Annotated in this window: 15 protein-coding genes; 10 read left to right on the top strand and 5 right to left on the bottom strand. The window is 65.1% G+C overall.

The genetic code is table 11. The annotated features are described in order from the left end of the window. Positions 1–26 precede the first annotated feature (26 nt). The 3 genes from SLG_RS05570 to SLG_RS05560 form a co-directional block, all read right to left on the bottom strand. Complete coding sequence (locus SLG_RS05570) at positions 27–749, bottom strand: sulfite exporter TauE/SafE family protein (protein ID WP_014075462.1); 723 nt, start codon at positions 747–749, stop codon at positions 27–29. After that, positions 742–2,037, bottom strand: a complete 1,296-nt coding sequence (locus SLG_RS05565) for an MFS transporter (protein WP_014075461.1) — start codon at positions 2,035–2,037, stop codon at positions 742–744. Before SLG_RS05565 ends, SLG_RS05570 begins: the two co-directional genes overlap by 8 nt. 184 nt (positions 2,038–2,221) lie before the next feature. Continuing rightward, positions 2,222–3,766 (bottom strand): FAD-binding oxidoreductase, encoded by a 1,545-nt coding sequence (locus tag SLG_RS05560; RefSeq protein WP_014075460.1) that lies wholly within the window; start codon positions 3,764–3,766, stop codon positions 2,222–2,224. 137 nt (positions 3,767–3,903) lie between these two features. Between SLG_RS05560 and SLG_RS05555 the strand changes: the two genes are divergently transcribed. Genes SLG_RS05555 through SLG_RS05545 form a run of 3 tightly spaced genes read left to right on the top strand, consistent with a single transcriptional unit; the run spans position 3,904 to position 6,560 of the window. Further along, positions 3,904–5,352, top strand: a complete 1,449-nt coding sequence (locus SLG_RS05555) for a 4-hydroxyphenylacetate 3-hydroxylase N-terminal domain-containing protein (RefSeq protein WP_014075459.1) — start codon at positions 3,904–3,906, stop codon at positions 5,350–5,352. 5 nt (positions 5,353–5,357) lie between these two features. Then, positions 5,358–5,885 (top strand): flavin reductase family protein, encoded by a 528-nt coding sequence (locus SLG_RS05550; protein ID WP_158512683.1) that lies wholly within the window; start codon positions 5,358–5,360, stop codon positions 5,883–5,885. Between the two features lie 6 nt (positions 5,886–5,891). Continuing rightward, complete coding sequence (locus tag SLG_RS05545; protein ID WP_014075457.1) at positions 5,892–6,560, top strand: TetR/AcrR family transcriptional regulator; 669 nt, start codon at positions 5,892–5,894, stop codon at positions 6,558–6,560. An 80-nt stretch (positions 6,561–6,640) separates the two neighbouring features. On the opposite strand, the gene SLG_RS05540 is transcribed toward SLG_RS05545, so the two are convergent. Beyond that, positions 6,641–8,116, bottom strand: coding sequence for a carotenoid oxygenase family protein (locus SLG_RS05540; protein ID WP_014075456.1), 1,476 nt, complete (start codon positions 8,114–8,116; stop codon positions 6,641–6,643). Between the two features lie 346 nt (positions 8,117–8,462). Here SLG_RS05540 and SLG_RS05535 point away from each other — a divergent pair, with 346 nt between their 5' ends. From SLG_RS05535 to SLG_RS05515, 5 genes are all read left to right on the top strand, one after another. Beyond that, positions 8,463–10,793, top strand: coding sequence for a TonB-dependent receptor (locus tag SLG_RS05535; RefSeq protein WP_051003702.1), 2,331 nt, complete (start codon positions 8,463–8,465; stop codon positions 10,791–10,793). Between the two features lie 240 nt (positions 10,794–11,033). Further along, positions 11,034–11,924 carry a fumarylacetoacetate hydrolase family protein gene (locus SLG_RS05530; RefSeq protein WP_014075454.1) on the top strand — a complete coding sequence of 297 codons (891 nt, stop codon included), beginning with the start codon at positions 11,034–11,036 and terminating at the stop codon, positions 11,922–11,924. A gap of 1 nt (position 11,925) precedes the next feature. Continuing rightward, on the top strand, positions 11,926–12,873 hold the full coding sequence (locus SLG_RS05525) for a cupin domain-containing protein (protein ID WP_014075453.1): 948 nt from the start codon (positions 11,926–11,928) through the stop codon (positions 12,871–12,873). 52 nt (positions 12,874–12,925) lie between these two features. After that, positions 12,926–14,122, top strand: a complete 1,197-nt coding sequence (locus tag SLG_RS05520) for an FAD-dependent monooxygenase (RefSeq protein ID WP_014075452.1) — start codon at positions 12,926–12,928, stop codon at positions 14,120–14,122. Positions 14,123–14,124: 2 nt separating this feature from the next. Beyond that, the gene (locus tag SLG_RS05515) at positions 14,125–15,366 is read left to right on the top strand and encodes a CaiB/BaiF CoA transferase family protein (protein ID WP_014075451.1); all 1,242 of its coding nucleotides are present in this window, start codon (positions 14,125–14,127) and stop codon (positions 15,364–15,366) included. A gap of 50 nt (positions 15,367–15,416) precedes the next feature. On the opposite strand, the gene SLG_RS05510 is transcribed toward SLG_RS05515, so the two are convergent. Then, on the bottom strand, positions 15,417–16,130 hold the full coding sequence (locus SLG_RS05510; protein WP_051003701.1) for an IclR family transcriptional regulator: 714 nt from the start codon (positions 16,128–16,130) through the stop codon (positions 15,417–15,419). A gap of 116 nt (positions 16,131–16,246) precedes the next feature. Between SLG_RS05510 and SLG_RS05505 the strand changes: the two genes are divergently transcribed. Beyond that, positions 16,247–17,209, top strand: coding sequence for a hydroxymethylglutaryl-CoA lyase (locus SLG_RS05505; protein WP_041392708.1), 963 nt, complete (start codon positions 16,247–16,249; stop codon positions 17,207–17,209). Continuing rightward, on the top strand, positions 17,206–19,830 hold the full coding sequence (locus SLG_RS05500; protein WP_014075448.1) for an aconitate hydratase: 2,625 nt from the start codon (positions 17,206–17,208) through the stop codon (positions 19,828–19,830). Before SLG_RS05505 ends, SLG_RS05500 begins: the two co-directional genes overlap by 4 nt. The last annotated feature ends 26 nt before the right edge of the window (positions 19,831–19,856 follow it).

Raw genomic sequence — 19,856 nt, 5'->3', positions numbered from 1 at the left:
ATGGAGCTGCGAAGCGGCGCGGATCATCAGGCAAGCCCCTTGTGGACGAAGCGCAGCCCCAGCGCGGTGATGAAAAGGCGCAGGACGAAGCGGAAATGGCACTCCGAGATCCTCGGCACCATGCGCTTGCCGATCCATGTGCCGGCCAGACCAGTCACCGTCGCGACGAGGATTTCCGGCCAATAGGACGCATAAGCAAAGCCGGCACTGGCATAGCCCGCAGTCCGCAGCGTCTCGAGCAGGATGATGCAGGTCGCGAAAGTCCCGACAATGGCCGTGCGGCTGAGGCTCGAGCGGAGCAGCACCGGCTGGAGCACCGCACCGAGGCCGAAGAGCGTGCCCACTACCGCATGGAGGATGCCGACGCCGAAATAGGACGCGCCCTGTCGCAGGCCCCAACGGACGCCCGGCGCCCAGGCAAGCGCCAGCAGCAGCAGGCCGAGCAGCAGCGACAAAATGCCCTCGGGCGTCCGCACGAAGAGCCAGAGCCCCGCGCCGACGCCGAGCAGCGAGCCGGCCGTGAAGCTGCGCACGATCGGCCAGTCGATCTCGGCCCAGAAGGCGAAGGACCGGGAGACGAGCGACCCAAAGGACAGGACCGACTGCATCGCGATCGCCGAAGGAAGCGGCATGATCCATGTCAGCGCGCCAAAGAGGACATAACCGCCGCCTACCGAGAAGCAGGCGCTGATCGCGGACGCGACGAGGCTCGCCGCGCCCAGGATCAGCAGGCGTTCCCCCTCATGCATGGGAAGGCGCGCGCCGGGCGGTGTAGCCGGCCCAGTAACGGGGTTCGAGGCCGAGACCGATGAGCGCGCATATGGCTGCCACCACCGCGACGGCGATGAACGGAATGCCGAAGCCGCCAGTCAGATCGACGCCGATGCCGATCGCCCAGATGCCGAGCGACGCGCCGAGATGGAAAGCGGCATTGAGGAAAGCGATGACCTGCGCAATCGGCCTGATGCCGTAAAGATGCCGCGCCAGGACCGGCGCCTGCACCACGACACCGCCATGTGACACGCCGCGCACCAGCATGAAGATGAGGAAGGTGGCGAACCCCGCAACCGGGAAGGACAGCAGCACAGCCACGCCGCACAGCGCCCAGCAGGCCGCTACGCCCCGGGTCGAGAAGCGATCGAACACCCAGCCGAACAGGATCTTGCCCAGCCCCGAGATGACGATGACGATCGTGAAGCCGAGCGCCGCCATATAGGCGCCGAGATTGGCCTGCCGCTCAACGAACAGCGGGATATATTCATTCACCCCGTTGCTGATCGCGCCGGACAGTGCTGCCGCCACGATGAGCAGGATGAACTGGCGCGTCTTCAGGATGGAGCGGAACTCGGGGCCCGCATCGGTTGCAGGCGTTGCGCCGGCCTTCCTGCTCCTGCCACCGGCCGGACCCGGGTCCAGTTCGTCGGCAGTATAGCCATAAGCTTCCGGTGCTTCGCGGAAGAGAAAGATGGCCGCAAGCAGGACAAAGGCCAGCACCAGAACGCCGGCGGTCGCCGCAGTCGCGTGCCAGCCGAAATGCTGCAATCCATAAGCCGTCGCCAGAGGTACGATCGTGCCGGCAGCCGCGCCACCGAGCATCGCCACGCCGGTGATGCGCCCGATACTGGCCGAATGCCATTTCGCCAGCGTCACCTGAATGGCGATGAGACTGAGGATCGAGGCAAAGCCGGAGACCGAAGCCAGCGCATAATAAATGGGCAGGCTATCGACGAAATAGAGGAGCAGCGTCGCAATGCCGATGACCGCCACGGATTGCACGAAGACGCGCTTGAGGCCGAACTTCACGATCAACCCGCCGGCAAAGAGGCCACCGACACCTGACACCGCCGACTTGATCGCCATGAAGCTGGTCGTCTGGGTAATCGTCCAGCCCATGTCCTGCGAGATGGTGCCATACATGATGGGCATCATCATCGAGACGCCAGCCAGAGCGACGCCCCATACCAGGAAGCCGGTGAATATGTTCATCCATGCATAGCGCCGCATGGTGCCGATCGAAGGGCGCCCGTCCTCACTCATCCGCAAATCCTCTCCCAGTCGGGTGATAAAGACGGCCGCCGGGCCGACCCGCAAACCCTGCTCTCACAAGCAGTGCTGCTTATCGTTCTTTTTAGCAGAACGATGTTCTTTTTATTGAATGGTCTTCGGACTGTCAATCGCGTCCGGCCGGCCGGTCCGTCGAAGGCTGTGGGCGCCCGTCGTTTCATGGGGCCGGGCGCCCGGGCCAAATTCCATGATTGCCGGGCGAAAGCAGACCCGCCGGATCGAGCGCGTCCTTGATCCGCCCATAGGTTCTGGCCAGCGCGTGATCGTTATAGCTGAAGATGCCAAGCGCCTGATCGGCGAGGGCCACATGTGCGCGATAGGGCGCGCAGCCCCATTCCGCCGCCTGCCCGTACAGCTCGGCCATGGCCGTGCGCGCGGCGGTGACCCGTGCCGGATCGCTCGCGTCGAACATCAGCATGCAGGCGGCCACCATGCTGCGCTGGTTGAGCAGCATCCCGACCGGCCCGATCAACCCATGACGCGCCGAGACCTCTCGCACGGCATGGTCGAGCCGCAGGGCCGCTTCGCCGGTGCAGGGCAGCACGGGCGAGAAATCCATATGGCCGAAGCTCTGGCCGAACAAGCCTCGCAAGCGCTCCAGCAGCAGCTGGTTGGGAATCCCGGCGGAGATATAGTCGCGCGGCTCGACGTCGTCCGGACCGGCGGTACCGGGATATGTGCGCAATTCCAGCTCCGCGCCGGGGATGCCTGCGATTGCATGTTCCAGAAGCGCGCGCCGCGCCGCGATCATCCCGGCATGGCCGTAAAGGCCGAGCCGGACATTCCAGCGCCCCGGCCGCAGCACCGTCTTGATATTGGCGAGCGTGAAGGGCGCTTGCCCCGTCTCGACGGCCTCGTCGTCCCCCGGCGTGCCGACGATCATGGGAATGCCCTGCAGCACGCCGGCCTGCAGCAGCGAGCGCAGCGTCTCGATCAGCGGCACGATGTCCGTCGTCTTCATGCACTGGATCGTGCCGATCACGAACTGCTCGGGGCGGGGCATCAGCCACAGACCCGCCTTGGTCACCACGCCGAGATTGCTCTGCTTGAACAGCTCGTCCAGCGAAGGGCCAAAGCCGCGCCGATGGCTGGACCAGAGCGGGCCGCCGGGGATGGCGCCCTGCCCCGTGCGCAGCAGGTCACCGCCCGGCAGAACGACTTCCAGCCCGCATAGCGCCCCGGCATGATCGCCCCACACCCCGTAGCCATAGCCATGGTCCAGCGCATTGCCGATGATGCTCCCCCAGCCGAGATCCGGCACGGACATCATCAATGGCACGTCGTCCGCGCGCAATGCGTCGTAGAGCTGGCGGAAGCTCACGCCGGGCTCGATCAGCGCATGGCCCTGCCGGGCATCGATCTCCAGGATGCGGTTCATGCGCCGGAAGTTGAGCACCACCGCGCCATTCACCACCGGAGCCGACCCGCCATAGCCATAATTCCGCCCCATGGAAGAGGTCCAGATATGGAAGCCCTGCTCGCCGGCAAGGCGCAACACGGCCTGCACTTCCTCCACGCTGGAGGGCTGCACGACGATTGACGGCTGATGATCCCGCGCGCCTGGCCCCTCGAACGGATCGTGGAACTCGGCCAGACCGGCCCCCTCATTCAGCACGGCATCGCTGCCAAGCAGCCGCTTCAGCGCTTCGACGGTGCTGGTGGGCAGGTGTTGCGGCGCGCGGGCGTGATCGATGTTCGGCATTCTCTGTCCTCTCCTGGCTTGCGCGCGGGGCAGCGACCGCTCGCCGAATCGTTCTTTCAAACAGAACTTCGTTACGTTCCATATTGCATCAAGTGCGAATCGTGAATACAGGCGTTTTCAGTTTTAGGAGAGATGACATGGCAGTTCGCAATGGCAAGCAGTATAAAGCTTCACTCGATGACGGCCGCGTCGTCTGGCTGGGCGAAGGCAAGGTGGATGTCGCCACTGATCCCGGCCTCGCCGGTTCGATCGACGGCATGGCCGGCTATTTCGACTGGCAGCTCGACTATGCGGACGAATGCCTTGTCGATGACCCGGAGAAGCCTGGCGAGAAAATGAACGTCAGCCTGATGCTGCCGAAGTCGAAGGAGGATCTCATGATCCGCCATCGCGGGCTGGAGCGTCTCGCCCGCTATTCGAACGGCATGCTCGGTCGCACCCCCGATTATGTAAACGTCGTGCTCTCCGGCCATACGGCGCGCGCGGACATCTGGGCTCAGGGCAAGCCGGAAGGCTATGAGCGCCTGCGCAATTTCCATCGTGAAGTGATCGAGGGCGATCTCTCGATGACGCACACCATCGTGCATGCCAACATCGACAAGGGTGCGCCACCGCTTGCCGGGATGAACTCGGACCTGACCCTGCGTATCGTGGGCCGCAACGAGAATGGCGTCATCGTGCGGGGCGGCAAGGTGCTCGCCACGCTCGGGCCGCTCGCCGACGAAATCTATGTCTACTCGTCCGCGCCGATCCCCACTGGCGCGGAGGATTATGCTCTCATCTTCTCGATCCCGGTCAACACCAAGGGCGTCATCCAGATCTGCCGCGATCATTATGGCGTGAACGCCAGCGTGGCCGACGCCCCCTTCTCCTCGCGCTTCGACGAGCAGGATGCCTTCGTGATCTTCGACGATGTCGAAGTGCCCTATGAGCGCCTGTTCTGCGAAGGCGACCTCAACGTCTATAACATCCTCAATCAGGGCGTTTCGCCGGGCAACACGCTTCAGCAGACGGCGATCCGCGCCATGGTGAAGCTCGAATTCGCCTATGACCTGTGCTCCAGCATTGCCAAGGTGACGAACAGCCTGAACGCGCCGGACGTGGCGGTGCAGCTCGGCGAGATCCACGCCTATCTCTCGCTCACCCGCTCGGCGATCATCGCCGCCGAGGAGCGCGCGCATGACTGGGGCGCGGGCGCCTTCTTCCCGCACCGCGACCTCTCCGTGCTGCGCTGCGTGATGCCCGGCTGGATGACGCGGGTGAACCAGATCATTCGGGCCATCGGCTCGCACAATCTGCTTTGCACCCCTTCGCTCGCCTTGTTCGAGAATCCGGAAATCGGCGACATGCTGCGCAAATATCTGCCCGGCTCCAACGGCATCGCGGCTGAAGACCGCGCCCGCATCATGCGCATGGCCTGGGATTTCGCGGGCTCGGCGCTGGGCAGCCGCGTCGAGCTCTATGAGATGTTCTATCTCACCAGTCAGAGCCGCGCCCGCATCGGCGACCACATGACCGCGCAACGCGACGGCGAATGGGGGCAGGTGCGCGAGTTCATGCAGAAGTCGGGCATCCTGCCCGGCTGATGTCCGTGAACGCGCCTCCCCAGCAGAGCGAGGCCGCCCGCATCGACGAGACGCTGGCGGCCGATTTCCGAAACGCGATGCGACGCCTCGCAAGCGGCGTCGCACTCGTCACGACAGCAGATGCCGGAGGCGCGCGCTACGGCATCGCCATGACGGCGCTGATGTCGCTGAGCATGGAGCCACCCTCACTGCTGCTGGCCATCAATCGCAATGCCTCGCTGTGCGAGCCGCTGCTGGCGCGCGGCCTGTTCGGCATCAACATCCTCGCCCGGGCGCATCAGGCGCCTTGCCATGCGTTCGTCACCGCACCCGCGGCGGAGCGCTTCGGCCATGGCGACTGGACCACGCATGCCAGCGGCATCCCCCTGCTGGAGTCCGCGCTCGCCGGCCTGGTCTGCCGAGTGGACAAGGCCGAACCGTTCGGCAGTCATATGGTCATTCGCGGTCTGGTGGATTATGTCGCGCTCGATCCGTCCAGCGATGCGCTGATCTATCTCGACGGACATTATGGTGGAATGACGGCTGATGAGTGACCGGGCATGAGCGACAGGACGCCCCGGCGCGCGACCTCCGGCAAAGTCATGGCGGAGGGGAGCGCCGATCAGTCCAGCAAGGCCCGCTTCCTGCTCGCCGCGGACGAACAGTTCATCCGCTACGGCTATGACCGCTGCACGATCCGCGCGATCGCCGCGCAGGCGGGCACCAGCCTCGCTTCCCTGAGCCGCAACTGGACGAGCAAGCGCCATCTTTTCGAGGAAGTGTTCCAGCGCCATTTCGACCCCATCCACAAGGCGCAGCACGAGAATTTCGACAGGATCGAGCAGCTGGGCAAGCCCGGTGTGCGCGATATCGTCCAGGCTTTTTTCGAATCCGCCATCAGCCGCAGCGGCAGCGAAGGCGAAGCGCGGCGCAGCCACATGGTCTATTGCTGCGCGCTGACTGACCCTTCCGAAGAAGCGCGCAGCATCACGCGTCCCCTCGTCACGCCGGTGCGCGGCCGCCTGATCGCGCTGCTGCGCCGGGCCATGCCGGATATCGACGAGGAGCGCTTCTTCCTCATGATGACCATCGTGCTCGGCACTTATCTCTATCCACAGGCCCATGGCGGGCGTCTGGCCGCGATCATGGATTTCGACATCAGCAAGATGGACTGGTCCAGAGCCAGCGATACGCTGGCCGATCTCGTGAGCGGCGGCCTCGCCCGCTGACGGGGCCTGTCGGCTGGATCACTTCGCGAGGAACGGCCGGACAATGCGTCGCCTTGCCCGGTCCGTCGCCTTCCTTCCGCTCAGGCCGCCCGTTCCAGCGGCCGGATCCGATCCGCGTCGGCCCAGTTGCCATGGAGGCCGAAGCGCAGGCGGACCGGGATGTTGATCGTCGCGATTGGCCCGCCGGCAATATTCGTCGCCTCGAAGATCAGCAGGTCGCTGCCGCGCTCCTCCAGCCGATTGCAGACCATGACGATCCAGCCATCGCCTTCCGGCGCGTCGGGTGACCGTGGCACGAAGCAGGGCTCCTGGATGGAGGACACCGGGCCGCACCACCATTTCTGCTCCGCGCCGGTCTCCAGATCGACAAAGCCGAGCGTGTTCATCACCCAGCCGCCAGCGCTGCCGCCCTTCATCTCGACCGGCTGGGACGGATCGATCACGACCATCCAGCCATAGCGATTCTTCTGGCCGGTAAACCGGTCGTCGATCTTCGGGAACTCACCGATCATCTCGGAAAGCCGCACGGACTTATAGTCCTCGTCATTCTGGTTCATGTCGACGGTCCAGCGCGTCAGATAGGTCGCGCCCGCCACCGGATCGAACGGCGCATCGTTGATGTCCGGGAAGAAGGGCATCATGTTGTTCGCCGCCACCGGCAGGTCGAGATGGATCTTCGAGCCCTCCTGGAAAGCGTTCATCACATGCGCGGTGAAGCAGTTGCCGCCCTTGAACCAGCGGATGTCGTCCGCCGTCGTCCCCGGCTTGCGCGGCATGACCGCCAGATAGGTCGGCAGTGAGGTATCGAAACCGAAATGCGGCTTGCCGGCCGCCAGCCGTTCCCAGCTGCTGGTCATCGGCATGACCGAGAAGAGCGCATAATCGGGCGTGATCGCGAAGTCGTGCATCATGCAGTAATAGGGCGTTTCGAACCACACATCGTAGAGCAGCTCGCCATCCGGACTGATCTCGTAATAGGTCATGTCGCGGGTGAGCACGCCTTTGGAGGCATAGCCGAAGCTGCATAGATTGCCCGTCGCGGGATCAGTCTTGGGATGCGCCGAGAAGGTCTCGCCTTTCATCTTCCCGTGGAAGTCGATGTAGCCCTGCGTCTCCAGCGTTATCGAGTCCATGACCAGCGGCGGCGAATCCTCCTTGAGCGCATAAAGACGGCCACCGTGGATATAGGCATTGGTGTTCGCCGTGCCGCGGATCTTCCCCTTGACGGTCTCATCGTCGGTCAGCGGATTGCGATATGCGCCGAACAGCGCCCGCCCGGCCTCGTTCTCCAGCTTCCATTTGTCCGTCTTTGCCCAGCGCTGGGTGAAGTTCACCTTGCCGTTCCTGAACCGGAACATGGAAATCATCCCATCCCCGTTGAACGCGATGTCGTTACCCAGCTTGGGCGGGAACTGGTGCTCGGGTTGCACCCGATAGAAAGCGCCATCCATTTCCGGCGGGATCTGCCCATGCACGTTGAGATCCTCGACATTGGCTTCGACGCGCGAGGGCGTGTTGAAACCGGTGAAGGCCGGAACGTCGGGAAACGTGGTCATGGGCATCTCCTAAGGCAGAACGTCTGAAGCCAGCTGGCAGCCGAAGGCGCGACGATGTTCTAAAAATAGAACACCATTCTAAAAATGAGTCGTGATCTTGTCCAGTAGCTTTCTGGCGGTCGGGTCAATGCAATCCCACTCCGCCTCCTCCCCCCGCAGAAGGCGCCGCGTCTCCGAGGCGCGCGGAGGCCGCGCCCCGCTCGCGAGACCAGGACATGCCGTCAGCCTCGATTGACAAGCGCTCGACGATCTCTTAAAAAGAACATCGTTCTGTTAGTTAGAACAATAAACGGCGCGGTTCGAGAGCGGGCAAGCGCTTGACCTAGTCTGATTCTGGAGGGGAATGATGAAACAGCAGACCCGCGTCGTCCGTCTGATGGCCGGCGCAGCCCTGTGTGCGATGACGATGCCCATGCAGCTTCATGCGCAGGAGGCGCCCGACGAGGCTGCCGGGGCGAACGACGCGTCCACCGAGGAAATCGTGGTCACCGCGCAATTCCGGCGCGAGAGCGCCCAGAAGACGGCCATCTCCATCGACGTGCTGTCCGCCGACAAGCTGCAGCAGGCCGGCGTTTCCCAGGCCACCGACATCGCCCGCCTCTCACCGGGCGTGCAGATCACACAGGGCGGTTCGGCGCTCCAGGTCTATATCCGCGGCGCGGGCGACTTCTCCACGACCGGCTACAGCAACTCGGCCGTTGCGCAGGCCTATGACGGCGTGTTCGCGGCGCGCACCCAATATGTCGCCGGCACCTTCTTCGATCTCGAGCGCGTGGAAGTGCTCAAGGGCCCCCAGGGCACACTTTATGGCCGCAACTCGACCGGCGGCGCCATCAACATCATTCCCGTCGAGCCGCGGATCGGTACGTTCGAGGGTTATGTAAGCGCGGGCTTTCAGAACTATAACGGCTTCAATGCCGAGGGCGCGATCAACATCCCGATCGGCACGAGCTCAGCCTTGCGCGCCTCGTTCCAGGGCGTCTCGCGCGAAGGTTATATCAGCGACGGCACGGATGACGACAAGCATCATTCCTTTCGCCTGCAGTTCAAGACCGAACCGAGCGCGGACGTCACTTTGCGCCTCGGCCTCAACTACCAGCATCTCGGCGGCCGTGGCCCCGGCAAGGTGGTCTATGAACCCACCGCGCCCAACGCGCCCGGGATCACCAATCCCCAGCCGATCATCCCCGACGATCGCTGGACATCCATCGACGAAAGCCTGAACGCGCTGATCGGCCGCGTTACCGCGCCCCCGGGCATCTATCCGCTCGATACGAGCCAGGTGTACCAGAACATCACGATCTGGGGCGTCAATGCCCATCTCGACTGGAATCTCGGCCCCGCGACGCTCACCGTCATCCCCGCCTATCAGCGCGTGGAAACGGATTCCCTCGTCATGCCGGCCCTCTACTTCAACACGGTCAACGAGTTCACCGGCGCACCATCCACCTCCGACGCCAAGACCCTGGAAATCCGTCTCGGCAATGCGAACGACAAGCTCAAATGGGTCGTGGGCGGCTATTATTTCCGCGAGGATCAGGACAGCTACAATTCGGTGCGACTGGGCTTCGCCTCGGACACCGCCTTCGTCGCGGACCTGAGCACGGAGGCTTATGCCGCTTTCGGCGAACTCACCTACTCGCTGACGGACGCGCTGCGCTTGACGGGCGGCCTGCGCTATACCGATGAAAAGAAGAGCGTCGACGGCCATCGCTATGCGCTCTTCGGCTCGGCAGGCTGCACCACGCCCGGGACCGGACCGCAGAACAGCTGCGAGATCCTGACGTCGGCCGGCACAAACGTGCAGGGCACCTACAGCGTCAACAAGCTGAACTTCAAGGCGGGCGCGGAGTTCGATGCCGGCCCCGACAGCATGCTCTATGCGAGCGTCGCGACGGGCTTCAAGTCCGGCGGCCAGTCCAATGCGGACATCGACCCCTACAAGCCCGAGGAAGTGACAGCCTATACGCTGGGCGCCAAGAACCGCTTCTTCAACCGTCTGGTCCAGTTCAACGCCGAGCTGTTCTATATGGATTATCGCGACCGGCAGGAGAATTTCACGTCGCTGGATCGCGGCGGCGCGCAGGTTTCCTCCCTGTTCAACGCCGGCAAGGCCGTGGCCAAGGGCGCGAGCATCGACCTGACGCTCTTCCCCTCCCGCAACGACCAGTTCCGGGTCGCAGTCGAATATGTCGACAGCGAATACAAGGAATTCTCCTATCGCAACTATCGGGCGGCCAATCCCTCGGCACGCACGTCGTGCGACGTGACGCCGGTCGCCGGGGGCACGACGCAGATCGGCTTCTGGACGATCGACTGCACCGGCTTCCAGCTGCCGCGCACGCCCACATGGTCCGGCACGGTCAGCTATACGCACACATTCGACCTGGCCAATGGCGCCGCGATCGAATTCTCGCCGGACATGAGCTTTGCATCCTCGCGCTGGCTCGCCGCCGAGTTCGTCGAGAACGCACGGGCCGATGCCTATGCCTTGTTCAACGCGAGCCTCACCTACCGGGCGCCGGACAATGGCTATTCCGTCCAGCTCTTCGTGCGGAACATCGGAAACGAGGCGGTCTATACCGGCACGCAGCAGTATCCCTTCATCAACAACTATAATGGTCAGGACATCGCTCCGCCGCGCACATACGGCGCGCGCTTCCGGGTGCGGTTCTGATCTCCCGGGGGCAGCCCGTCTCTCCGCTGGCTGCCCCCCTTTCCTTCCCCATGATTTCCAGCGGGCTTTAGCCAGAGGTGATCGGCTGCGCTCCGGCCCGGGGTGCGTTCATTCCATTCTCTCGAACACGCAGCATTTCGCGCAGACTTCTAGCCGATGCCAGCGGATGGGGTTGAATTCCCTGCTCTCTCTCGCTAAAACAGAATAATATTCTGTCTAATAGAACTTACAGGAGTCGGGATGCGACTGGCAAGATTTGACGGTGGACGGCTGGGTGTGGTGATCGGCGACGAGATCGCGGACATCACGGCGCTGACCGGGGCCGACCCGGCGCAATGGCCGGACATGAACATGATCCGCCTGATCCGTGATTTCGAGGGACTGCGCGGCGCAATCGAAGCGGCTCTCCCCGGACTCGCCCGGATCCCGCTGGCGCAGGTCAGCCTCGAAACGCCGGTTCCCTGGCCGAACAAGATCATCGCCTACCCCGTCAATTACCACGCGCACGGTCGCGAGATGCAGGCGCAGTATCGCGCCACCAACCAGGGCTTCTTCCTGAAGCCCGGATCGGCACTGTCCGGCCCGACCGACCCGGTCGTGCTGCCCGCCGTCCCGGGGCGCGAGGTGCATCACGAAAGCGAACTGGCGATCATCATCGGCAAGACCTGCCGGAGCGTCGCGCGGGAGGACTGGAAGGATGTCGTCTTCGGCTACGCCTGCCTGCTCGACATGGTGGTGCGCGGCCGCGAGGAACGTGTGTTCCGCAAGGCCTATGACACATTCTGCCCGGTCGGCCCGTGGATCACGACCGCCGACGCGGTGAACGATCCCGCGACGCTCGACATGAAATTGTGGGTCAATGACGACCTGCGCCAGAAGGCCAACACGCGCGACCTGGTGCTCGACATTCCGGGCATGATCGCGACGGCCTCGGCCGTCATGACGCTCCAGCCGGGCGACATCATTGCCACCGGCACGCCGGAAGGCGTCGGCCCGGTGGTGGACGGCGATCGCATCCGCATCGTGATCGACCAGGTCGGCGAAATGGCCGTGGACGTGGTGCAGGGCCAGGAAGGCATGACGGAGGTCTTCGCGCAGCCCTACGTTCCGCCCATCATCAAGCAGGCCTGAGATGGGCGCGGATCGCGATAAGGCGCTGACGGCTCTGTACGGGAGCTTCACCAGCCTCAACATGGAAGGCGGATGGCATCGCCGCTTCCCGGCGCTCTGGCCCGAGCCGCGCCGCAATTTCCTGCCGCATGTCTGGCATTATGCGGATGTGAAGCCAATCCTCGACCGGGCCGGCGAACTGATCGACACGCAGCAGGCCGAACGGCGCAATCTCACCATGTTCAACCCGGTGGAAGGCAATGTCTATTCCACTGTGCGCACGATCGTCGCTGCCTATCAGATGATCCGCCCCGGCGAGACGGCGCGCGCCCACCGGCACACACCCAATGCGCTGCGGCTTATCCTCGAAGGGCGCGGCACCTCGACCGTGGTCGACGGCAAGCAGGTCGAGATGCGCCCCGGCGACGTGCTGCTCACGCCCAACTGGGCCTGGCATTCCCACGCCAATGACGGCGCGGCGCAATGCTACTGGATGGACTTTCTCGACGTGCCGCTCGTCCATCTGCTCGAACCGATGTTCTACGAGCCGCACCCGGATGGCATCGAAAAGCAGGTCGAACGGCTCGACCAGGCCCCCATCGCTTTCCGCTGGGAAGAGACGCTTGCTGCTTTCGAGGCGGAACAGGCCCGGCAGGGCCCGGACGTTCCCATCGTAGTCGAACTCGGCCCGGCGCAGCTCGACACCATCGCGCTGCACATGCACCGCATCGGGGCCGGACAGGCCACGGCGCCCGTGCAGACCACCGCCAACGCCATCTTCGCGGTCGTGCAGGGCCGCGGAATCGCCGAAATCGATGGCGAGCATCACGCCTGGGCGTTCGGCGATACCGTCGCCGTCCCGGCCTGGCGCCCGCACAGCTTCCGCGCGCTGGACGACGCCGTTCTCCTGCGCGTCTCGGACGACCCGGTGATGCGCAAGCTCGGCTGGCTGCGGAGCCGCCTGCCATGACCCGGCCCTTCCCGACCTTCTCCCCTTCCCCCTTTTCAGACTGGAGCAACGCGTGAGCAAGTCGCCAAAGATCATCATCGCCGGCGGTGGCATTGGCGGCATGAGCGCCGCGCTGTCGCTGCTGCGCCGCGGCTATGACGTCGACGTCTACGAACAGGCCCCCGAGCTGGGTGAAGTCGGCGCCGGCGTGCAGATCAGCCCCAACGGATCGCGCGCGCTCGATGCACTCGGCGTGTTCGACGCGCTCCGCCAGGCATCCTGCGAGCCGCGCCGCAAGGAATTCCGCCTCTGGAACACCGGCCGCGCCTGGGAGATGTTCGACCTCGGCAAGATGGCCGTCGAGAAATATGGCTACCCCTATCTGACGGTCTACCGGCCGGACCTTCTCAACACGCTGATCAACGCGGTGCAGGCCATCAAGCCGGACGCCGTGCATCTCTCCTGCCATGTCGAGGATGTGGACGTGTCGGACGACGGGGCAGCCCTGCACCTCTCCGGCGGGCGCACCGTCAGCGGCGACGTTCTGGTCGGCGCCGATGGCGTGAAATCCGCTGTCCGCAAGTCCCTCTTCGGCGACGACGAGGCCAGCTTCACCGGCATGATCGCCTGGCGCGCCGTTATCCCCATGGAGCGGCTGCCCGAGCATATGCGGCAGATGGTCGGCTGGACGTGGATCGGCCCTGGCGGCCATCTCGTCAATTACCCGCTGCGTGGCGGGCAGCTCATGAACATGATCGGCACCATCGAGCGCGACGACTGGCAGGTCGAGAGCTGGTACACACAGGGGTCCGTCGAGGAATGCGCCAATGATTTCAAGGGCTGGCACGAGGATGTGCAGACCCTGATCCATGCCGCGCCGGCGATCATGAAATGGGCGTTCATGGAGCGCACGCCACGGCAGGTCTGGAGCAAGGGCCGCGCGACGCTGCTTGGCGACGCGTGCCACGCCACCTTGCCCTTCCTGGCACAGGGCGCGGTGATGTCGATCGAAGATGGCGTCATCCTTGGCCGCTGCCTGGACAAGTATGACGATCCCCAGGAAGCCCTTCGTCGCTACGAAGGGGCCCGTGTCGAGCGCACCAGCCGCATGGTGCGCGGCGCCAAGGACAACACCGCCCGCTTCCATGAAGCGGCTCTCGCGACCGAAGAGGGCGCCGTGCGCTACATGGAAAGCGAGTGGAGCCGCGCGCCGATCCACGACCGCTATGACTGGCTCTATAGCTACGATGTCGAGACCGTGGACATCTGACCATGATTGCCCGATCCGCTGCCGACGAAAGCCACCTGCCGCCCGCCGATCTGCTGGAGGGCGTGCGGGTGCTCGATCTGACCAATGTGCTCTCCGGTCCCTATGCCACTTATCAGATGGCCATGCTCGGCGCGGAAGTCATCAAGGTGGAGAACCCGGCGGGCGGCGACCTCGCCCGCAAGCTCGGCGCCTCCCCGGCGCTCAACGAGGCGCTGATGGGTACGTCCTTCCTTGCCCAGAATGCCGGCAAGAAGTCCGTGACGCTCGATCTCAAGACGCCGGGCGGCAAGGCGTTGTTCACCCAGCTGCTCGGCACGGCGGACGTGATCGTCGAGAATTTCCGGCCTCGGGTGATGGAGCGGCTCGGCTTCTCCCGGGACGCGGTGCAGGAGATCAATCCCCGCATCGTCTATTGTGCCATTTCCGGCTTCGGCCAGAGCGGGCCGCTCAGCGCCAATCCGGCCTATGACCAGATCGTGCAGGGCTATTCCGGCGTGATGAGCATCACCGGCGACGCGCAATCCGCGCCGCTGCGTGTGGGCTATCCACTGTGCGACACGCTGGGCGGCATGGGCGCCGCCTTCGCCGTCGCCAGCGCCCTGTTCCGGCGCGAGCGCACCGGCAAGGGCTGCTACATCGACCTTTCGATGCTGGATTCCACCATCTCCGCGATGGGCTGGGCCGTCTCCAATTATCTCATCGCCGGTGTCGAGGCGAAGCCGATCGGCAACCAGAACATGACCGCGGCGCCCTCCGGTGCTTTCCGCGCCGCCGATGGTCCGCTCAATATCGCCGCGAACAAGCAGGAGCAGTTCGAGGCGCTGTGCGACATCATCGCGCGCCCCGACCTTGCAGGCGATCCTCGCTTCGTCGATCGCGAGGCGCGCAAGGCCAATCGCGAAGCGCTCAATGCCCTTCTCGATGAAGCGTTGGCGGCGAGGACCGCGCAGGACTGGGAAACGCAGCTCAACGCTGCCGGCATTCCGGCGGGACGTATCCTCACGGTGCCCGGCGCACTCGCACATCCGCAGATCGTCGCGCGCGACCTCGTGCAGGCACTGCCGCTGGGACAGGCCGGGATCGAGGACGTGAAAGTCGTGCGCGCCGGCTTCGCATTGGGGGACGGTCGCCCGGGCGCCCGATCCGCCCCGCCCGTGCTGGGCGCGGACAATGAAGTCGTATTCACGGCACTCGGCGTCGACACCGACGAACTGGCCAGGCTGCGTGCCGAAGGCGCGATCTGATCGTGCGGGCGGGAGCGGGATCCATGCTTGCGACAGCGCGTGCCGCGCGCTCAGCCGCCGCGCAACGCTGCGAACCGCGCGGGCGATGCCCCGAGGCTGATCGAAAGCCGAATGCTCGCTTCCACGAGCGCAGGCTTGATCCCCTCGGCATGCTCGGGATTGAAGCGCGTGATCGGGCCGGACAGGGTGAGGACGCCCATCAGCGCGTTATTGGCGCCGAACACGGGTGTCGCCAGCGCCGCCATCTCCGGTTCGACGCTGCCGAAGGATTCGGCCATGAACATCTCGGGCGTCAGCGCAAGGCCCGACTCCTGCGTGAACCGGCGGAAGATCGTCGCCGCCGCGCCGTTGTTCATCGGGCGCCGGTCGCCCACGCGGATGTTGTAATCCCGGATGGCGTGACGGCCGTCGACGCGGAACAGGCAGAGTTGCTCGTTGCCGTCGTCAATGAAGAAAGTCGCGCCTTCGTTGGTCGCCGTCACCAGTTCCTCGAGCACGGGCTCCACGAATTCGCGCAGGCTGAAGCTGTCCTGGAAGATGCTCGCGAGGCTGAGCAAGCCGGGCCCAAGCTGGTAATTGCCATCCGCCCGCTGCCAGACGAAGCCGTATTTCTCCAGGGATCCCATCAGCCGGAGGATCGTGCTCTTGTAGAGACCGGTGTTGCGGGAGATTTCGGCAAGCGTGAGCACCGGCTTCTCGCGGCTGAAGGCATGCAGAATGTCGAATGCACGGTCCACCGCCGCGACGCCTGCCTTCGAATTCATGGCCATCCTCTCTTCACTGCTCCGTCCATATTGTTCTACTTAACGGAACAACGGTCCATTATGTCAATGACTTTCTCGGGAAGTCACCTTCCACTCATCGCTCGGGGATCTCTATGATGACCAGCCTGCCCACGCGTGTCCACATCAAGGAGGAAGGCCCCCGCGAGGGCTTCCAGATCGAGAAGGGACCGATCAGCACGGATCAGAAGATCCGTCTCATCGATGCGCTGGCGGATACCGGGCTCGACCATATCCAGGTCACGTCCTTCGTGCATCCCCAAAAAGTGCCGGGCATGGCCGATGCGGAAGCCGTCGTCGCCGGCCTGACTCCGCGTCCCGGCGTCCAGTATACCGGCCTGTGGCTCAACCAGCGCGGCCTCGAGCGCGCGATCGCGACCGGAAGGCTTCATCTGGAAGGCAAGCTGACGCTCTATGCTTCCAACGCCTTCCTCAAGCGCAACCAGAACCGCGACCCGGCCCAGCAGCTCGCCGCGCAGCCCGAGCTGATCGACATGTATCAGGCGCATGGCATCCCGGTGCGCACCGGCTTCGTCACCGCTGCGTTCGGCTGCAATTTTGATGGGGACGTGCCGGTCGATCGGGTGGTGGGGCTCGTCGCGGACATGCGCGCCATCGCGCGCGACCATGGCGAGGACCTTGGCCTCATCGGCCTTGGCGACACCATGGCCTGGGCCACGCCTGAACGTATTCGGCAGGTGGTCGGCGCGGTGCAGGATGCCAATCCCGATGTGGCGCTCTCGCTCCACTTGCATGACACGCGCGGGCTCGGGCTCGCCAACGCCTATGCAGGACTCCAGATGGGAGTCGCACATTTCGATGCCGCGGTGGCAGGTCTGGGCGGCTGCCCCTTCGCCGCCCATGCCGGTGCGGCCGGCAATATCTGCACCGAGGACTTCGTGTTTATGTGCGAGGAAATGGGCATCGGAACCGGCATCGATCTGGAAAAGCTGATCGACTGCGCCATCCTGGCCGAGGAGATCGTCGGGCATCCGCTGCCCGGAAAGGTCAAGACCGGCGGAAGCCTGGCGGCGCTCAGGGCCCGGCGCGCCGGAGCATGAACGCGACGCCTGCCCGGGAAGCCGGCATCGCGACGCCCTGGCAGCGGCTCGATGCGGCGGAGCGCGGTCGCCTCGCTGCCCTGCCGCGATCGCTGCTCATCCTGCTGGAGAATATCCTCGCGCATGAAGCCGATCCTGCGCCGTGGCTGGCTTCCTTCGACGACTGGCTGACCCATGGCGCGCTGGATGGCGCGGAGATTCCCTTCCGACCCTCGCGCATCCTCCTGCAGGATACGGCAGGCGTCGCCGTGCTGGCCGATCTCGCCGCGCTGCGCGATCATCATGTCGCGCACGGCGGGGCACCCGGCGGCGTGGATGCCGCCATCCCCATCGATCTGGTGATCGATCACAGCGTCCGCGTCGATCACAGCGGAACGTCGGAGGCTCTCGCCTGCAACCTCGCGCTCGAATATGCACGCAACGCGGAACGCTACAGCTTCTTCAAATGGGCGCAGCGTAGTTTCCCGCGCCTGCGCGTCGTGCCTCCGGGGCATGGCATCTGCCACCAGATCAACCTGGAGCAACTCAGCGAGGTGGCGAGCCCGCTCCCGCACCAACCGGCGTGGACCGCCGCGCAGACGGTCATCGGCACGGACAGTCACACGACCATGGTCAACGCGCTCGGCATTCTCGGCTGGGGCGTGGGCGGCATCGAGGCGGAAATGGCGGCGCTGGGCCATCCCCTGCCCGTCCCGCTCCCGCGCGTCTGTCTCGTTCGCCTGACCGGGCACCCTCGTCCCGGCGTGATGGCGACGGACATCGCGCTGCATGTGACAGCGCGACTGCGCGCGGCTGGCGTCGTCGACCAGATCGTCGAGTTCGCGGGCGATGCGCTCGATCATCTGGCGCTGGCAGACCGCGCGGCCATATCGAACATGTGCCCGGAATATGGCGCGACCGCCGCCCTGTTCCCGGTCGACGACCAAACGCTCGACTATCTGGCCGCCAATGGGAGACAGCCCGAGGCCATAGCGCGCTACCGCACCTATGCGCTGGCGACAGGGCTATGGCGCGATGCTGGCCCGGAGCGCCGCTACAGCCGCACGATCGACATCGCGCTTGACGATCTGGCGCCTGTCATGGCCGGGCCGAGCCGCCCGCAGCAGCTGCGCGCTCTGCCGGACGTTCCCGCCAGCCTGAGGGAGAGCTTCCCGGACATGGGGCCGCCGCCCGCGCCCGGCACATGCGGGGACGGCGCCATCGCGATCGCGGCCATCACGAGTTGCACCAACACCGCCAACCCGCATCTCATGATCGCGGCCGGGCTGCTCGCCCGCAAGGCCCGCGCGCGCGGCCTTGCCGTGCCGCCCTGGGTTAAGACCTCGCTGGCGCCGGGCTCGCGCCGCATCGCGCACATGCTGCGCCTATGTGGCCTGCAGGACGATCTGGATGCGCTGGGCTTCCATCTGGTGGGCTTTGGCTGCACCACCTGTGTCGGCAATTCAGGCGACCTGAAGGCGGAGATTGCGTCGGGGCCGGAGGATGCGCCCTCTCTGCTCACTGCCCTGCTTTCGGGCAACCGCAACTTCGAGAACCGGATTCATCCGGATGTGCGCGCCAACTATCTGGCCTCGCCACCGCTGGTGGTCGCGGGCGCTCTGGCCGGGTCGCTCTGTATCGATCTCTCCGCAGCGCCTCTCGGCACCGATCGGAACGGCGTGCCGGTCATGCTGGCAGACATCTGGCCGGAAGCGGAAGAGATTGCCGCCATGGTGGCGGTCGCCGAGCGCGCCCTGCGCACCGAGACGCCCGAGCCACCCGAGGACACAGCATGGGATGCGCTTCCCGCCCCGCAGGCGCCTTGCTTCCCCTGGGATGCGGACTCCGCTTTCATCCAGCCACCGCCCTTTTTCGGCGCCGATCAGGCCGGCGCGCGCGGTGACATCATCGATGCGCGAGCGCTGCTCTGGCTGGGTGACAATGTGACCACCGATCACATCTCGCCGATTTCCCGCATACGCCCTGACTCGCCTGCCGGGCTCCATCTGCGCGCGCGCGGCGTGCCGACGGAGCGGCTTGGTGGCTATGGTGACCGGCGCGCCAATCACCATGTCATGATTCGCGGCACATTCGACAATCAACGGCTGGACAACCGGCTTGCCGGGGCCACCGGCAATCTTGCCCTTGGCCCGGACGGGCAGCGCACATCCGTCTTCGATGCCGCCACCGCCTTCGCAACGCGGGGCATCCCGCTCGTGGTCATCGCGGGCGAGAATTACGGCACCGGCTCCGCGCGGGACTGGGCGGCAAAGGGCACGGCCCTGCTCGGTATCCGTGCCATCCTCGCGCGCAGCTTCGAGCGCATTCACCGCAACAATCTCATCGCCATGGGCGTGCTGCCCGTCCTGCTGCCGGCCGACGCTTCGCTGCCGGCTCCCGACCCGGCGCTGCGCATCGACATTCTGGGTACGGACTGCCTCACGCCCGCGCGCCCCATCGTCACGCTGCGTTTCATGGCCGCGGATGGAAGCCTGATCAGCCAGCATGAGGCGCAGGTGGATGCTCGCGCGCGCAGCCAGATCGCGCTGCTCACGGCAGGCGGACTCTTCGCTCGTCTCCGCGCGCAATATGGGACGGCCGTACCGCTGGGTGGCTGGGAGCAGGGGGGCGTGCGCGCCTGAATGCGATGATGGCGATCCGGCCGCCC

Source organism: Sphingobium sp. SYK-6, from assembly GCF_000283515.1.
GTDB classification, from domain to species: domain Bacteria; phylum Pseudomonadota; class Alphaproteobacteria; order Sphingomonadales; family Sphingomonadaceae; genus Sphingobium; species Sphingobium lignivorans.
This window is presented reverse-complemented; position numbering and strand designations above follow the sequence as displayed.

What these genes read in the sequence shown, in the direction of transcription:
- SLG_RS05500 (WP_014075448.1), top strand. Translation starts at nt 17,206, where the DNA reads ATGAACGCGACGCCTGCCCGGGAAGCCGGCATCGCGACGCCCTGGCAG.
- SLG_RS05555 (WP_014075459.1), top strand. Translation starts at nt 3,904, where the DNA reads ATGGCAGTTCGCAATGGCAAGCAGTATAAAGCTTCACTCGATGACGGC.
- SLG_RS05510 (WP_051003701.1), bottom strand. Translation starts at nt 16,130, where the DNA reads ATGAATTCGAAGGCAGGCGTCGCGGCGGTGGACCGTGCATTCGACATT.
- SLG_RS05565 (WP_014075461.1), bottom strand. Translation starts at nt 2,037, where the DNA reads ATGAGTGAGGACGGGCGCCCTTCGATCGGCACCATGCGGCGCTATGCA.
- SLG_RS05560 (WP_014075460.1), bottom strand. Translation starts at nt 3,766, where the DNA reads ATGCCGAACATCGATCACGCCCGCGCGCCGCAACACCTGCCCACCAGC.
- SLG_RS05535 (WP_051003702.1), top strand. Translation starts at nt 8,463, where the DNA reads ATGAAACAGCAGACCCGCGTCGTCCGTCTGATGGCCGGCGCAGCCCTG.
- SLG_RS05570 (WP_014075462.1), bottom strand. Translation starts at nt 749, where the DNA reads ATGCATGAGGGGGAACGCCTGCTGATCCTGGGCGCGGCGAGCCTCGTC.
- SLG_RS05540 (WP_014075456.1), bottom strand. Translation starts at nt 8,116, where the DNA reads ATGACCACGTTTCCCGACGTTCCGGCCTTCACCGGTTTCAACACGCCC.
- SLG_RS05505 (WP_041392708.1), top strand. Translation starts at nt 16,247, where the DNA reads ATGACCAGCCTGCCCACGCGTGTCCACATCAAGGAGGAAGGCCCCCGC.
- SLG_RS05525 (WP_014075453.1), top strand. Translation starts at nt 11,926, where the DNA reads ATGGGCGCGGATCGCGATAAGGCGCTGACGGCTCTGTACGGGAGCTTC.
- SLG_RS05545 (WP_014075457.1), top strand. Translation starts at nt 5,892, where the DNA reads ATGAGCGACAGGACGCCCCGGCGCGCGACCTCCGGCAAAGTCATGGCG.
- SLG_RS05515 (WP_014075451.1), top strand. Translation starts at nt 14,125, where the DNA reads ATGATTGCCCGATCCGCTGCCGACGAAAGCCACCTGCCGCCCGCCGAT.
- SLG_RS05530 (WP_014075454.1), top strand. Translation starts at nt 11,034, where the DNA reads ATGCGACTGGCAAGATTTGACGGTGGACGGCTGGGTGTGGTGATCGGC.